This is a genomic window from Pseudomonas sp. H2_D02 (assembly GCF_054677635.1).
This window is the reverse complement of the sequence record NZ_CP162816.1, coordinates 4,052,161-4,066,172: the sequence shown is the minus strand read 5'-3', so window position 1 is coordinate 4,066,172 and position 14,012 is coordinate 4,052,161. Positions and strand designations below refer to the sequence as shown.

The following is a 14,012-nucleotide window of genomic DNA, read 5'->3' as shown; positions in this document are numbered from 1 at the left end:
GCTTTTTTGATCTCGGTTGACGCTCGATATCACTTCAGGTTGTTTTGAAAGAAACTCGTCAACTTGTCAAACGGAATCAGATCGACCCGATCATAAAGATCAACATGCCCAGCCCCAGGAATGATTACCAGTTCCTTGGGCTGGCCGGCGAGCTTGTAGGCCTCTTCGCTGAACTCCCTGGAGTGCGCATTGGCGCCGGCGATGAACAGCATGGGGTGAGGCGAAATGGTCTCGATGTCGTTGAGTGGATAGAAGTTCATGAACTTGATGTTGCTGGTCAGCGTCGGGTGCGTGGTCAGGTCTTTCGACGAGCTGGCCGGCGTGAACTCGCCGCGCGGGGTGCGGTAGAAGTCGTAGAACTCCCGTTGGATCGGGTGGGTATTTTCATCCAGCTCATGCACCGTACCGCTGGTGTACAGAGTTTCGCCGCCGGCGAACTCGACATTACGCTGCTGTGTCGCTTGAGCGATGACGGCCCGGCGTTGATCGAGCGTCTGGGAATGCTTCAACCCGTTGCGATTGACGCCGCCCATGTCATACATGCTCACGGTGGCGATGGCTTTCATGCGCGGGTCGATCTTCGCGGCGCTGATGACGAAGCTGCCGCTGCCACAAATACCGATGGCACCAATGCGCTCCTTGTCGACGAAGGGCTGGGCGCTGAGAAAGTCCACCGCCGCGCTGAAGTCCTCGGCGTAGATATCCGGCGAGACCGCATTGCGCGGCTGGCCCGCGCTTTCGCCCCAGAATGAAAGATCCAGGGAGAGGGCCACGAAGCCTTTTTCCGCCATCTTCGTCGCATATAGATTCGCGCTCTGTTCCTTCACAGCGCCCATTGGATGGCCCACGACAATCGCCGGATTGCTTTTCTTGCCATTGAGGTTCTTCGGAATGAACAGGTTTCCCGCGACGTTCATTTGATACTGGTTCTTGAAGTTGACCTTTTGCACGGTGACTTCGTCGCTGGTGTAGAAGTTGTCTGCGCCGTTGGACATATCGGCTCCTATTGCTGAAAGGGAACTGAACAGAAGGGTTAATAAAACGATGATCTTTTTCATGGGGAATCCTGTCGGTGCGGAGTAATCAGTTCTGGGAAAACGTCACCTGCACGTCTCGCCGGCCCAACGCTTGCGCCAGTCTTGCGGCATCGCCTATATGGCCCAGGCGGGTGTAGGCGTAGGTTGAGTCGAAGGTCGTGTAGAAAATGACCAGGGTGTCGGTGCTGTACAGCATCAGGTCGCCGTTGTGGATCGTTCCCGGCTTGCTCGCTTGGGCGGGGAGCGCCTGGGGGAGGGAGGCGTATTTCTCGTTGCGGTTGAGATCACTCATCTCCAACGTCAGCGGTAATAACGTGACAAATGCACGGGTGGCCGCGTTGTCAGCCAAGGAAATGGCAAAGCGTTGTTCGCCCACGGTCATCCACATCTCAGGTTGCTCCGTTATCGAAGGTGCCGAGGCGGCACCGGAAATTGTCCCGTAGCTGCCAAGCATCAACGCTGACGCCAGCAAACCCAGCCAGACCGGTCTCATCGCGATGCCCCGAATTCGTTTCTGTTCATGGGAACAATGGTGACGCGCGGGCACTTGCGCGACTAGCTAATGAATGCTTAAAGAGGCTATAAGCACAGCTAATCAATAGCCTTTGAAGCGTTTCGCCATGGTCAGAAGAAATCTCAACGATCTACTGTCTTTCGTGACGGTGGCGCGCGAAGGCAGTTTCACCCGTGCCGCCAATGCGCTGGGCGTCACGCAATCGGCGCTGAGCCAGGCCATCAACGGCCTGGAATCGCGCTTGCAAATCAGGCTGCTGACGCGGACCACCCGCAGCGTTTCGCCAACCCTCGCCGGCGAACGCTTGCTTCAGGCCATCGGCAATCGCTTCGACGAGATAGAGGCCGAACTGGACAGGCTCACGGAGCTGCGCGACAAGCCCGCCGGCACCGTGCGCATCACCTGCGGCGATCATGTCCTGCGCACGACCTTGCTGCCGAAACTGACCGGGATGCTGCACGAATACCCGGACATCAACGTCGAGTTTGATGTCAGCTACGGCTTTCGCGACATCGTCGCGGACCGTTTTGATGCTGGGGTGCGTTTGGGCGACACCATCGACAAGGACATGGTGGCGGTGCCGATCGGCCCACCCTTGCGGATGGCCGCGGTGGCTTCGCCAGCGTACTTCGCCAGCCGCGCCATCCCCGGGCATCCTCGCGACCTGATGAACCATCGCTGCATCAACCAGCGCATGCCGACCTCCGGCGGGCTTTATGTCTGGGATTTCGAGCAGCGAGGCAAGCAAGTGAACGTACGCGTGGACGGCCAGCTCATCTTCAACACGTCGACGCACATCGTGCAGGCGGCAGTGGCCGGGCTGGGCATTGCCTACCTGCCGGAAGAAGAATTTGAACCGTATCTTCAGGACGGCCGATTGGTGCGGGTGTTGGAAGCGTGGTGCCCGCCATTCTCAGGCTACTATTTGTACTATCCGAGCCGGCGCCAACCGTCACCTGCGTTTACACTGGTTGCCAATGCGTTGCGCAAGGACATCCAGGGGGATGCCTCGAAACCTTTGCCTGCTGGCCCATAAGGCTAAAAAGCACCAGTCGTCGTTTTCAGGATACGTTTAGTCGTCCATATGCAATCGCCAGTCCCCGGGAGTGGCAAGCTGTGAAGATGCCCCGGACCAAGTGCGCCAAAGACACCTGGCCGGAGAGCGAGAATGGCGATCGGAATGCCACGCTACCGTGACGTGGGCCGGACGCCGCCGCCAAGACTCCGAACGACCAGCGCCACGCGGCGTTGTCGTTCGAGATGCCGAGGTACGTTTATGCCTGATGAGACGCTTCACCTGCCTCTGATCCACAGCGTGCTGGCGCGCGAGAAGGACACCCCCGGTGCCTTGTTGCCGATCCTCCATGCCATCCAGGAAGGTTGCGGGTACGTTCCCGACGCCGCCGTCCCTGAAATCGCCCATGCCCTCAACCTCAGCCAGGCTGAAGTGCGCGGTGTGATCAGCTTCTACCACGACTTTCGCACCACGCCACCGGCGCGCCACACCCTGCGCCTGTGCCGGGCCGAGTCGTGCCAGAGCATGGGGGCCGAGGGCCTGGCGGCGCAGTTGCGCGAACAGCTTTCGCTGGACGATCACGGCACCAGCGCCGACGGGGCCATCAGTCTGCGACCGGTCTATTGCCTCGGCGCCTGTGTCTGCTCGCCGGCCCTGGAACTGGATGGGGAACTGCACGCGCGGTTGACCCCGGAACGCCTGCGCCAGTTGGTGAATGGTTGCCTGGAGGACGGTCCATGCTGACCCTCTGCATTCCCCCGTGATTCAGTGGCCCGTGCCGTCGGTGCGGACAAGGTGGCCGATGCGCTGGTCCGCGAGGCCGAGCGGCGTCAGTTGCCGCTGGAGGTGTTGCGCACCAGTTCCCGTGGGCTTTATTGGCTGGAACCGTTGGTGGAGCTGGAGACGCCTGAAGGGCGCTTGGGTTTTGGCCCGGTCACGGCCCAGGACGTACCGGGCCTGCTCGATGCGCTGGCGAGTGATCCTGGCAGCCATCCATCGGCATTGGGATTGGTTGAGCACATTCCTTACCTCAAGAGCCAACAACGCCTGTTGTTTGCCCGTGCCGGCATCACCCAGCCGTTGTCCCTCGATGACTACCGCGCCCAAGGCGGCTTCCTCGGCCTGGCCCGGGCGATCCAGACGGAGGGCGCCGAGGTGGTTGCCCAAGTGTTGGATTCCGGCCTGCGTGGCCGGGGCGGGGCGGCGTTCCCGGCGGGCATCAAGTGGCGCACCGTGCGCGACGCCCCGGGACCGCAGAAATACGTGGTCTGCAATGCCGACGAAGGCGACTCCGGCACCTTTGCCGACCGCATGCTGATGGAAGGCGACCCGTTCCTGCTGATCGAAGGCATGATCATCGCCGGTATCGCCGTGGGCGCGACGATGGGCTACATCTACGTGCGTTCGGAATACCCGGACGCCGTCAGCACCCTGAACCAAGCACTGCGCATTGCCCGCGAGGCCGGTTACCTGGGCGTGGATGTGGGGGGCAGTGGCCGCGCCTTCGAACTTGAAGTCCGGGTCGGCGCCGGTGCCTACATCTGTGGCGAGGAAACCGCGCTGCTCGAATCCCTCGAAGGCAAGCGCGGCACGGTGCGCGCCAAGCCGCCGCTGCCGCGCGTTGCAAGGACTGTTTGGTTTGCCGACGCTGGTGCATAACGTGGTGACGCTGGCCTCGGTGCCGGTGATCCTGGAGAAAGGCGCGCAGTTCTATCGTGACTTTGGCATGGGCCGTTCCCTGGGCACCATGCCGTTCCAATTGGCCGGCAACGTGCGTCGTGGCGGCCTGGTGGAGCGGGCGTTCGGCCTGAGCCTGCGCGAATTGGTGGAAGAGTACGGCGGCGGCACCGCCAGCGGTCGTCCGCTGAAGGCGGCGCAAGTCGGCGGGCCGTTGGGCGCCTGGGTGCCGCGCGGCGCAGTTCGATACGCCGCTGGACTACGAAGCGTTCGCCGCCATGGGTGCGATGCTCGGCCACGGTGGCGTGGTGGTCGCCGATGACAGCCTGGACATGGCCAAGATGGCCCGGTTCGCCTTGCAGTTCTGCGCCGAGGAATCCTGCGGCAAATGCACGCCGTGCCGTATCGGTTCGACCCGTGGCGTCGAGGTGGTGGATCGCCTGCTCGCCAGCACCGATGCCAATGCCCGCCAGGAACAGGCGTTGTTGCTGCATGACCTTTGCGACACGCTGCAATACGGCTCGCTCTGTGCCCTCGGTGGGATGACGTCCTACCCCGTCGCCAGCGCCCTCAAGCATTTCCCCGCCGACTTCGGTCTGGCGACTACGGAGGCCGACCAATGATCACCATCTTCGATCCAGCCAGCGACATCGACCTGGGCACCCCGGCCCGCGAAAGCGACGTGCAGGTCAGCCTGACCATCGACGGGCGTGAAATCAGCGTTCCCTCCGGCACCTCGGTGATGCGCGCGGCGGCCTTGCTCGGCACGACCATTCCCAAACTGTGCGCCACCGACAGCATGGAAGCCTTCGGCTCCTGCCGCATGTGCCTGGTGGAGATCGACGGCATGCGCGGCTATCCAGCCTCCTGCACGACGCCGGTGACCGCGGGCATGGTGGTGCGCACGCAAACGTCCAAGCTCGCCACGCTGCGGCGCAACGTGATGGAGCTGTACATTTCCGACCACCCGCTGGACTGCCTGACGTGCCCGGCCAACGGCAACTGCGAATTGCAGACCGTGGCGGGGCAGGTGGGCTTGCGCGAGGTGCGTTACGGCTACGAAGGCGCCAATCACCTCGCCGAAGCCAAGGACGTGTCCAACCCGTATTTCGATTACGACCCGAGCAAGTGCATCGTCTGCAGTCGCTGCGTACGCGCCTGCGAGGAAATCCAGGGCACCTTCGCCCTGACCATCAGCGGGCGCGGCTTCGATTCCCGGGTGGAAGCGGCCGGCGGCGAGAACTTCCTCGATTCCGAATGCGTGTCTTGTGGCGCCTGCGTCCAGGCCTGCCCGACGGCCACGCTGATCGACAAAAGCGTCGTGGAAATCGGCCAGCCGGAGCGCAGCGTCATCACCACCTGCGCCTATTGCGGCGTGGGTTGCTCGTTCCGCGCCGAGATGAAAGGTGAACAGCTGGTGCGCATGGTCCCGGACAAGAACGGCCAGGCCAACCACGGCCACTCCTGCGTCAAGGGCCGCTTCGCCTGGGGCTACGCGACGCACCCGGATCGCATCACCAAGCCGATGATCCGCAAGCACATCAACGACCCGTGGCAGGAAGTCAGCTGGGACGAGGCGGTCACCTACGCCGCCAGTGAACTGCGGCGCATCCAGTTCAAGTACGGGCGCGACTCCATTGGCGGCATCACCTCCAGCCGCTGCACCAACGAAGAAACCTATCTGGTGCAGAAACTGGTGCGCACGGCGTTCGGCAACAACAACGTCGACACCTGTGCCCGGGTCTGCCATTCGCCGACCGGCTATGGCCTCAAGCAAACCTTGGGTGAATCCGCCGGTACCCAGAATTTCGATTCGGTGATGAAAGCCGACGTCATCCTGGTGATGGGCGCCAACCCCACCGACGCGCACCCGGTGTTCGGTTCGCAACTCAAGCGCCGCCTGCGCCAGGGCGCGCGGTTGATCGTCATCGACCCACGGCGCATCGACCTGGTGGATTCGCCCCACGCCCGCGCCGAACTGCACTTGCAACTGCGTCCGGGCACCAACGTGGCGATGCTCAACGCGTTGGCCCATGTGATCGTTACTGAAGGCCTTGTTGACGAGCCTTTCGTCAAGGCGCGTTGCGAGGCGACGGACTTTGCCCGCTGGCGCGATTTTGTCAGCCTGCCGGAAAACTCGCCCGAGGAACTCGGCCCGGTCTGCGGCGTGCCTGCCGAACAGATCCGCACCGCCGCGCGGGTCTACGCCACGGGTGGCAACGCGGCCATCTACTATGGCCTCGGCGTCACCGAGCACAGCCAGGGCAGCACCTCGGTGATGGGTATCGCCAACCTCGCCATGGCCACCGGCAATATTGGTCGCGAAGGCGTCGGCGTGAACCCGTTGCGGGGGCAGAACAACGTCCAGGGCTCCTGCGACATGGGCTCGTTCCCCCACGAACTGCCCGGCTACCGGCACATCTCCAATGAAGCGGTCCGCGCCCAGTTCGAGCAGGCCTGGAACGTGACCCTGCAACCCGACCCCGGCCTGCGCATCCCGAACATGTTCGAGGCGGCGCTGGACGGCACCTTCAAGGCGCTTTACTGCCAAGGCGAGGACATCGCCCAGAGTGATCCGAACACCCAGCACGTGACCGCTGCACTGTCCGCGTTGGAATGCGTGATCGTCCAGGACATCTTCCTCAACGAAACGGCCAAGTTCGCCCACGTGTTCCTGCCGGGCAGCTCGTTCCTGGAGAAGGACGGCACCTTCACCAACGCCGAACGCCGCATCTCCCGCGTGCGCAAGGTGATGGACCCGTTGGCCGGCAAGGCCGACTGGGAAGCCACCATCGCCCTGGCCGAGGCCTTGGGCTACAAGATGGATTACCGCCATCCTTCGGAAATCATGGATGAAATCGCCCGTTTGACGCCGACCTTCAGCCGCGTCAGTTACGCCGAACTGGAGCGCCACGGCAGCCTGCAATGGCCGTGCAACGACGCCGCGCCGGACGGCACGCCGACCATGCACATCGACGAGTTCGTGCGCGGCAAAGGGCGCTTCATGCTCACCGGCTATGTGCCCACCGAAGAGAAGGTCAACAGCCGTTATCCGCTGTTGCTGACCACCGGGCGCATCCTCAGCCAGTACAACGTCGGCGCCCAGACCCGGCGCACCGACAACGTCGCCTGGCATGAGGAAGATCGCCTGGAAATCCATCCGACCGACGCCGAGAACCGCGGGATTGTCGACGAAGACTGGGTCGGCATCGGCAGCCGCGCCGGGCAGACCGTGCTGCGGGCCAAGGTGACCGAGCGGGTGGCGCCGGGCGTGGTCTACACCACGTTCCACTTCCCCGAATCGGGGGCCAACGTGATCACCACCGACAACTCCGACTGGGCCACCAACTGCCCGGAATACAAGGTGACGGCGGTGGAAATCGTGCGGGTCAGCCAGCCTTCGGAATGGCAGAAGCGTTACCAGGCCTTCAGCGATGAACAAAGTCGTCTGCTCAAGGAACGTCGCCATGCCGAAAAAGCCGAGGTGCGCCGATGAGCTCGCAGAACCTGATCAAGATGGCCAACGAGATCGCCCGGTACTTCGCCACCGAGCCTGACCAGGCGCTGGCGGTGAATGGAATCCGCCAGCACATCAAGAACTTCTGGACGCCGGGCATGCGCCGGGACCTGGGGGCGTGGCAGGAAAAACATCCGGATGCGGTGCTGCATCCGTTGGTGTTGGCGGCGTTGAAAGAGCCGGAGGGAGCCACTTAAGCAAAACTATCTGTGCCCCTGTGCCCCTGTGCCCCTGTGCCCTTGTGGCGAGGGGATTTATCCCCGCTCGGCTGCGCAGCAGTCGTAACCAGTCAGCACGGTTCATTAGATGCAACGCGGTGCCTGGTATGGGGTTGCTGCGCAACCCAGCGGGGCGGTGCGACGTTTCGCTAAATCCCCTCGCCACAGTATTATGAGATGGCTCAGGTCTGGGGCTGCTGCGCCGTCCAGTGTTTCATCTCTTCAGCAATAAAATGATTCACCAGGTCGCTGTACATTTTCTCGATGGCATCCGGGCTCAATCCCTCGGCCTCGGCCCATTCCCGCCGAGTCGTCAACATTGCCTTGAAGCGCTCCGGTGCACGTACCGACGTGGCCGATGTCTTGAACTTCGACGCCGCGAGCACGTACTGAAAGCGTTTGCCCAGCAGCTTGATGACGTCTCGGTCGAGGGTATCTATTTCCTGGCGGATTTCTTCCATGCCGGTGCATTGCGCAGGGGATAGCTGGTTTTTTACTTCCATTTAGGTTTATTCCATTTGTGGTAGATGGTCTATTTGCTGTGGCAGCTTACTCGGGATATTGGCTCTACAGTCGGCCTGGATGTTTTTGGGTTTGGCGTAACCGACCTGATTCTTACGGTCATACTCCGATCCATTGTGGGAGCGAGCCTGCTCGCGAAAGCGGTGGGTCAGCTTGCATCTGCATTCGCTGTGCCGCCGTCATCGCGAGCAAGCTCGCTCCCACAGTGCTGTTAGCCTTCTAGGCCGCGTTGTTCGATGACGCCGAATACGTCCGTCGCGTCTTGCACGAGGATCCGGGCAACGTTGGTCAGGGTGTTGATGTCGCTGGTGGAGGAGTCGCGCAGGCTGGAGCAGGCTACGAGGGTCAGGAAATCGAGCGTGGCGTGCAGGCGTTCGCTGACGCAGGCGTGAAGTTCGGGCAGTGGGGCTTGAGTGTCGATCAGCAGGACGGGCTGGGTCGTAGCGGTTTGGGTCAGAGGGGTGTAGCGGGGTAACTGTTGATTAGCTGTCATGAGATTACTTCCTTCAATAAAAGAAATGCCCCCTTTTCGCTGCGAAACAAATGGGTGGCAGTTGCGCGCAGGTTCGCAGACCGAGGAAGGAAAACTCGGCAGACCCGAAAGTCTCCCGCGCGCAACCGCCATAAAATGAAAGCGGGCAAGTTTGCCTGAATTTCACTCGACGGTGCATTTCCTTTGTGATCGGGCTGCGAAACCCAGTCACTGACGAAAGCCAGCGACGCCCCAACTATAGAAGTCGATCCCACCCCCCACAACCGACTTGTAGGACGCCCCCGATCCCCCGTGGCGAGGGAGCTTGCTCCCGCTCGGAGGCGCAGCCGCCGCAAAACCGGGCTATGCGGTGTACCTGGACAAATGGAATCGCTGATTTGGGGCCGCTTCGCAGCCCAGCGGGAGCAAGCTCCCTCGCCACGGGTCGTCATTTCCTACGAGATTTTCGGACCGCAAAATCGCGCCACATATCCTGTCATCCAAGACGCTTCACATCTCGGTGATGCTGACCGACAATGCCCGCTCTGCTCCGGGGTAGTTCAGCGGTAGAACACCTGGCTCTTAACCGGGTGGGCGCTGGTTCGAATCCAGCCCCCGGACCCATTATTCGCAGGGTCATCAGCACGTATGCTCACGGACGACACCGAATCTGACGGAACACAGGGCATCGGCGTGGGCTATGCGGCCTTCCAATTGTCCAAGGCACTCGTCGCCCAAAGCGCCGATCCCGAGCCAGAAGCCCAGGCCAAAGTGGCTCAGCGGATCGCCCGTTGGCAGCAGGTATTGGCGCATGCCGCGCAAGGGACTCTGCGGTACGGCGCCCGGATGCCGATAGCCAATATTCCTGTCTGGGTGACGCTGGAAGTTGCCACGGGCGGATTTGCCACGGGGCAGCTGCTGGCCGGTGGTGAGCTGAATGAGCACGAGCAAGCGCTGGCTGCATCGATCCCGGGTATCCGTTCCGGCTTCGAACGTCTGGACCTCAATGCGTGGTATCTGACGGATGAAGGGCTCGACGTATTGCGGAGCTATCTGGCGACGGGCAATTACCGTGTCGACGTTCCGGAGGAGTCGGCCCTGCTGGGCGTTGCGTGGCTGCTGGACCACCGTCAAGTGGATGAAGCCTGGGCACTCATCGAGACCATCACCCCGTTCTTCGATCGGCTGCGCTTCTTTCCATCGCCTTGTGCAAAACCGCAATCTTCTTCGGCGCAAGTCCATGTCTTCAATGTCGGTGATATTCGCCAGCGGCTCTTGAAGTTGCGGGCTCAGCCACGACTGGCGGTCCAGAAGCAGGTGATCGAAATCTGCCTGCCACTGTACGACGCCGCTGTCTCCCATTTCCTTTTGACTTACCAGGACGAGTGGCCGTGCAGGGTTTATCCCGAGGGCTGGCGCGAACGGGCCGCTTCGCTTTGCACGCGTTTCTATGCGTTCCGCGATGCCGAAGGGCACACCATTGGCCCTTCTAAACCACGCCTCTCGGAACTGTTCGCACTGCTCGAACAGTGCTCTGGCGATCCAAGCTCGCTGACAGGCCGGCAAGTCGGCCGGATTCGTCAGATCGTTGGAGATTTCGTGCGCAAGCATGGTCTGCCCGACTCCAGCGTTCATCGTGAGTACCGGTCAAGACAGTGCGAGGATGTAGCCGCGCCGGGGCATCACGTGCTCGCCAAGGCGGTTGCCAAGCGAATGGAGCGTTATCCGGCCGATGACGGCGTATCGGACCTGACGCCCTTGCTTGAGCCGATCACCGCAGAGGAGGCAGCCGTATTCGCCCTTGCCGACGGGGCTGACCTTCCGAAGTCGATTCGCCAGCGCGTGGAGCGCTGCGGTAGCGGTACGATTGCCGAACTGATCGAACGCGGCTTGATTACGTCGGGCGACACCGTCGCGCGGGTATTGCTCGGCGATGACCGCTGACATACGTAGCGCCGGGTTTCCCGACCCGATACTGGGCAATCTCTATGCGGCGACTTATCGTGCTTTTCGTGCGGCGCCGCTCGTTGTTATTGGTCGATCTTCAAAGCCAGGTCAGGCTGGACGAGTTGCCCTGGGTGGCGCTCATGGAAGGCCAGCGCCAACGTCATTCGCTCGACGCGGACATCGCTCGCCAGGCGCTTATCGAGGCATCAGCGCTGACGCTGACTGCCTTTCCCCAGGCGATCCTGCCCAACAAGCTGCTCAAGGAGCTGCGTACCCTCGCCGAAACAGCGGGGCTGGACGTTCCATTCGTGGACGAAGTCGCTTCGGACATCTTCATGGGCGAGTTTTCCAACAAATTCATCGACGCCGCCAGGCGGGCGGGCAGGGCGCTGACCGGTACCCTGTACGCCCGTTACTACGATATCGATACCCCTATGCTGGCGACGCTTCCCGACAAACCCAAGTCGAGATCGAGCCAACCCTTCTGGCGACGTTCGTCAGCAAGCACCGACGCCTTGACGACCTTGTGCGCGCGGCGTGCAAACGCAGAGCTGGGTACCTGGCGTCCCGCAACCAACGGCACCATCATCGAACAGCAGCAGATTTTGACTACGCAGAATCTCTCGATGCTGTTCTGCGAACTTGATCTGAAAACGTTGTTGTATCCGCGCTTGAACGCACTCGCCCAGGCCTGTTTCGAATGGATCTGCAGACGCCAGCAGATGCGTATCGAGCACTATCACGGGCGCTTGATCATGCTCAAGAACACGGCGTATGCCTGGCGCCAGATGATTTTTTACCTGTCGATGCTCGACGAATCCGAAAGGGAGTCGGCTATCGAAGGCATCGAAGCGCATTTCGTTAGCCAGCCGGCGGCTTTTCAGGAGAAGTTTCGACCTGTGATGGTTGGGCTGCGCCTTGCAGCAGCGGGACGTCGCTTGCCGCAACAGAATCGAACCATCGAAGGTGCACGCGTTTTCCTGGGGTGGACAACTGAGTCGCATTGGTTGCGATAAGACGTGCGCTGACGAAGGGCAAGCCGGCTGAAGATTGCCCTGCTCATCGCAAGGCACTAGGTGCTTAACGGTAGTCCCGGAAAAACCCCCGAATATCCTCCGCCAACAACTCAGGCTGCTCCAACGCCGCAAAATGACCGCCCCGGGGCATCTGCGTCCAGCGCTGGACGTTGTAGCCACGCTCCACCCAACTGCGTGGCGGCAGCGGCAGCTCCTTGGGAAACAGCGCGACCCCCAACGGCGGCTTTATTCGCTCACCGCTGGCAAGCACCAGAGGTCGGCGGCTGCCTTCAACGTAGGGGCGAAACGACGAGCCAATGCAGTTGGTCAGCCAGTAGAGCGTCACATTGGTCAGCAACCACTCGCGGTCGATGGGGGCGCTCGGATCGCACCACGACAAAATCTTCTCGCCCATCCAGGCGAGCAATCCCGCAGGTGAGTCATTCAAGCCCACGGCCAGGCTTTGCGGCTTGGTGCGCTGGATGTGCGCATAGGCACCTTCGGCTTCGCTGAAGGCCGCAGCGCGTTGCTGAAACGCGGTTTCTTCTTCGGTCAAAGGTGGGTCGGTTTCGCCCAGGGGCGGGCGGTAGGCGCCGGGGATGTAGTTGAGGTGGATGCCGGTCAGGCGCTCGGGAAAGCGCACGCCCAACCAACTGGTGACCGCCGCGCCCACATCGCCACCCTGGGCACCGAACTGCTCATAACCGAGCCCGGCCATCAGCTCGCGCCACAAACCGGCCACTTCATAAGGCCCGCAACCGGTTTGCTTGAACGGCGCGGAAAAGGTGTAGCCCGGCAAGGACGGCACCACTACGTCAAAGGCATCGGCCGGGTCGCCGCCATGGCTGGCGGGGTCCGTCAGCAGTTCGATGATGCGCTGCATCTCGATGAACGAGCCGGGCCAGCCATGGGTGAGCACCAGCGGCATGGGATTGGGCCCGATCCCGCGCTGGTGGACGAAATGAATCTCTTGCTCGCCCAGGGTGGCGAGGAACTGTGGCAGGCGATTGAGTGCTGCTTCCTGAGCGCGCCAGTCGAAGGTTGTCGACCAGTGGGTGATGAGGTCGCGCAGCACGTCCGCGTCCATGCCTTCGTTCCAGCCCACGCTGGCCAAGGGCTGCGGCAACCGGGTGTTTCGCAGGCGATCTTTCAAGTCAGCGAGCATGCTTTCAGGCGTGTCGATGACAAAAGGTCTGGCGAACATGTTTTCCTCCAAACAGCCGGATCAGGAACCGAAGCGTGCTTTCTGCCGGGTCCAGGCCAGTTTTATGGCTTCGATGTTCGGCACGAACCTGGACATATGCCGAACTCCCACTACCGGTACCTTGCGGTCGTTGATGGTGGCGGTAAACCCGTACGTGGCGCGGTAGGACGAAGAATCGATATGGTCGAGCGGTGCTTCGTTCCCGAATGCTTCCCACAGAATCCGCGCGGCCGACGGGCTGCCCAGGCCATTGCTGTAGGCGATGATCAGCTCAGGCTCGGCGAGGGGTACGGTTACGCGCTGGAAGAAATCCATGGATTTTCGAGTCAACGATTCAAGGCTGGCCGCAGAGGACTGGCGCGCCACTTTCTGGATGGCCGCGGCGTCGGCGGAGCAAAGCAGCAAGGCGTTGGTGTAGATCGTGTCGCGCCAGTCGAAGCCCAGGTCGGCAGGCAGTTGTGTCAGGCGCCGGGCCAGGGTTTTGGTGCCCCAGCCACCTTCCAATCCATGGGCGACGTTGGAAAAGGACGGTTGGTCATAGCCGGCGTGGATGGCTCCCGCGTTGGTGTGAATGGCGTCGGCGAGTGAGCCGTTGAAGCCGACCATGATCAATCGTTTGCGACTCGCTGGCGCGGCAATCAGCTCGAAGGCGCAGTCAAAGGGGCGGGCCGGGAAGTCGCCGATATCCAGCTCTTCCAGTGCCGCAAGAATCAAATCGCGGGTTTTCAGCGGCATGTTGCATCCGTTCGTGGCTCGTAATGGTCGGGGGCGGGCCAAGGCAGGCGACTGCAGTCGTTTTTGTCTTGGCCCGCTGGCAGGCCGATTCAGGCGCCTAGGGTAGGCGATTTGAACAGGCACCGGCAATTGGCCACG

General features: G+C 61.8%; 12 protein-coding genes, 1 tRNA gene and 1 pseudogene. 8 read left to right on the top strand and 6 right to left on the bottom strand.

Annotation, left to right across the window (positions count from 1 at the left end):
- Window positions 1–29: 29 nt before the first annotated feature.
- A complete protein-coding gene (locus tag AB4N42_RS18620) occupies window positions 30–1,058 on the bottom strand; it encodes an alpha/beta hydrolase (RefSeq protein WP_460115130.1) in 1,029 nt (342 codons plus the stop codon).
- A gap of 25 nt (window positions 1,059–1,083) precedes the next feature.
- Window positions 1,084–1,530: a cyclophilin-like fold protein gene (locus AB4N42_RS18615; RefSeq protein WP_460115129.1), complete on the bottom strand. Its 447-nt coding sequence runs from the start codon at window positions 1,528–1,530 to the stop codon at window positions 1,084–1,086.
- Between the two features lie 127 nt (window positions 1,531–1,657).
- Between AB4N42_RS18615 and AB4N42_RS18610 the strand changes: the two genes are divergently transcribed.
- The 5 genes and pseudogenes from AB4N42_RS18610 (at window position 1,658) to AB4N42_RS18590 (ending at window position 7,957) form a co-directional block, all read left to right on the top strand.
- Window positions 1,658–2,587, top strand: a complete 930-nt coding sequence (locus AB4N42_RS18610) for a LysR family transcriptional regulator (protein ID WP_431145543.1) — start codon at window positions 1,658–1,660, stop codon at window positions 2,585–2,587.
- A 240-nt stretch (window positions 2,588–2,827) separates the two neighbouring features.
- On the top strand, window positions 2,828–3,310 hold the full coding sequence (locus tag AB4N42_RS18605) for a formate dehydrogenase subunit gamma (protein ID WP_030138762.1): 483 nt from the start codon (window positions 2,828–2,830) through the stop codon (window positions 3,308–3,310).
- Window positions 3,311–3,334: 24 nt separating this feature from the next.
- Window positions 3,335–4,866: pseudogene (locus tag AB4N42_RS18600) on the top strand (formate dehydrogenase beta subunit).
- Window positions 4,863–7,739 carry a formate dehydrogenase subunit alpha gene (gene fdhF / locus AB4N42_RS18595; protein WP_460115128.1) on the top strand — a complete coding sequence of 959 codons (2,877 nt, stop codon included), beginning with the start codon at window positions 4,863–4,865 and terminating at the stop codon, window positions 7,737–7,739. The pseudogene AB4N42_RS18600 and the gene fdhF overlap by 4 nt, the downstream one beginning before the upstream one ends.
- Window positions 7,736–7,957 carry a formate dehydrogenase subunit delta gene (locus AB4N42_RS18590; RefSeq protein WP_030138765.1) on the top strand — a complete coding sequence of 74 codons (222 nt, stop codon included), beginning with the start codon at window positions 7,736–7,738 and terminating at the stop codon, window positions 7,955–7,957. Before fdhF ends, AB4N42_RS18590 begins: the two co-directional genes overlap by 4 nt.
- Window positions 7,958–8,160: 203 nt before the next feature.
- Here AB4N42_RS18590 and AB4N42_RS18585 read toward each other — a convergent pair whose 3' ends face one another.
- Window positions 8,161–8,481: an isochorismate lyase gene (locus tag AB4N42_RS18585; RefSeq protein ID WP_217859355.1), complete on the bottom strand. Its 321-nt coding sequence runs from the start codon at window positions 8,479–8,481 to the stop codon at window positions 8,161–8,163.
- Between the two features lie 230 nt (window positions 8,482–8,711).
- Window positions 8,712–8,993, bottom strand: coding sequence for a hypothetical protein (locus AB4N42_RS18580; protein WP_030138768.1), 282 nt, complete (start codon window positions 8,991–8,993; stop codon window positions 8,712–8,714).
- Window positions 8,994–9,521: 528 nt separating this feature from the next.
- Between AB4N42_RS18580 and AB4N42_RS18575 the strand changes: the two genes are divergently transcribed.
- The 3 genes from AB4N42_RS18575 (at window position 9,522) to AB4N42_RS18565 (ending at window position 11,935) form a co-directional block, all read left to right on the top strand.
- Window positions 9,522–9,596 (top strand) — tRNA-Lys (locus AB4N42_RS18575).
- Between the two features lie 24 nt (window positions 9,597–9,620).
- A complete protein-coding gene (locus AB4N42_RS18570) occupies window positions 9,621–10,916 on the top strand; it encodes a hypothetical protein (protein ID WP_460115127.1) in 1,296 nt (431 codons plus the stop codon).
- Window positions 10,917–10,960: 44 nt separating this feature from the next.
- Window positions 10,961–11,935: a hypothetical protein gene (locus tag AB4N42_RS18565; protein ID WP_460115126.1), complete on the top strand. Its 975-nt coding sequence runs from the start codon at window positions 10,961–10,963 to the stop codon at window positions 11,933–11,935.
- A 64-nt stretch (window positions 11,936–11,999) separates the two neighbouring features.
- On the opposite strand, the gene AB4N42_RS18560 is transcribed toward AB4N42_RS18565, so the two are convergent.
- Both AB4N42_RS18560 and AB4N42_RS18555 read right to left on the bottom strand, forming a co-directional pair.
- Window positions 12,000–13,139, bottom strand: a complete 1,140-nt coding sequence (locus tag AB4N42_RS18560; RefSeq protein WP_460115125.1) for an epoxide hydrolase family protein — start codon at window positions 13,137–13,139, stop codon at window positions 12,000–12,002.
- A 21-nt stretch (window positions 13,140–13,160) separates the two neighbouring features.
- Complete coding sequence (locus AB4N42_RS18555) at window positions 13,161–13,874, bottom strand: hypothetical protein (protein WP_460115124.1); 714 nt, start codon at window positions 13,872–13,874, stop codon at window positions 13,161–13,163.
- Window positions 13,875–14,012: the final 138 nt, after the last annotated feature.

Coding starts and splice junctions, on each gene's coding strand:
- AB4N42_RS18620 (WP_460115130.1), bottom strand. CDS start 1,058: ATGAAAAAGATCATCGTTTTATTAACCCTTCTGTTCAGTTCCCTTTCA.
- AB4N42_RS18615 (WP_460115129.1), bottom strand. CDS start 1,530: ATGAGACCGGTCTGGCTGGGTTTGCTGGCGTCAGCGTTGATGCTTGGC.
- AB4N42_RS18610 (WP_431145543.1), top strand. CDS start 1,658: ATGGTCAGAAGAAATCTCAACGATCTACTGTCTTTCGTGACGGTGGCG.
- AB4N42_RS18605 (WP_030138762.1), top strand. CDS start 2,828: ATGCCTGATGAGACGCTTCACCTGCCTCTGATCCACAGCGTGCTGGCG.
- fdhF (WP_460115128.1), top strand. CDS start 4,863: ATGATCACCATCTTCGATCCAGCCAGCGACATCGACCTGGGCACCCCG.
- AB4N42_RS18590 (WP_030138765.1), top strand. CDS start 7,736: ATGAGCTCGCAGAACCTGATCAAGATGGCCAACGAGATCGCCCGGTAC.
- AB4N42_RS18585 (WP_217859355.1), bottom strand. CDS start 8,481: ATGGAAGTAAAAAACCAGCTATCCCCTGCGCAATGCACCGGCATGGAA.
- AB4N42_RS18580 (WP_030138768.1), bottom strand. CDS start 8,993: ATGACAGCTAATCAACAGTTACCCCGCTACACCCCTCTGACCCAAACC.
- AB4N42_RS18570 (WP_460115127.1), top strand. CDS start 9,621: ATGCTCACGGACGACACCGAATCTGACGGAACACAGGGCATCGGCGTG.
- AB4N42_RS18565 (WP_460115126.1), top strand. CDS start 10,961: ATGCGGCGACTTATCGTGCTTTTCGTGCGGCGCCGCTCGTTGTTATTG.
- AB4N42_RS18560 (WP_460115125.1), bottom strand. CDS start 13,139: ATGTTCGCCAGACCTTTTGTCATCGACACGCCTGAAAGCATGCTCGCT.
- AB4N42_RS18555 (WP_460115124.1), bottom strand. CDS start 13,874: ATGCCGCTGAAAACCCGCGATTTGATTCTTGCGGCACTGGAAGAGCTG.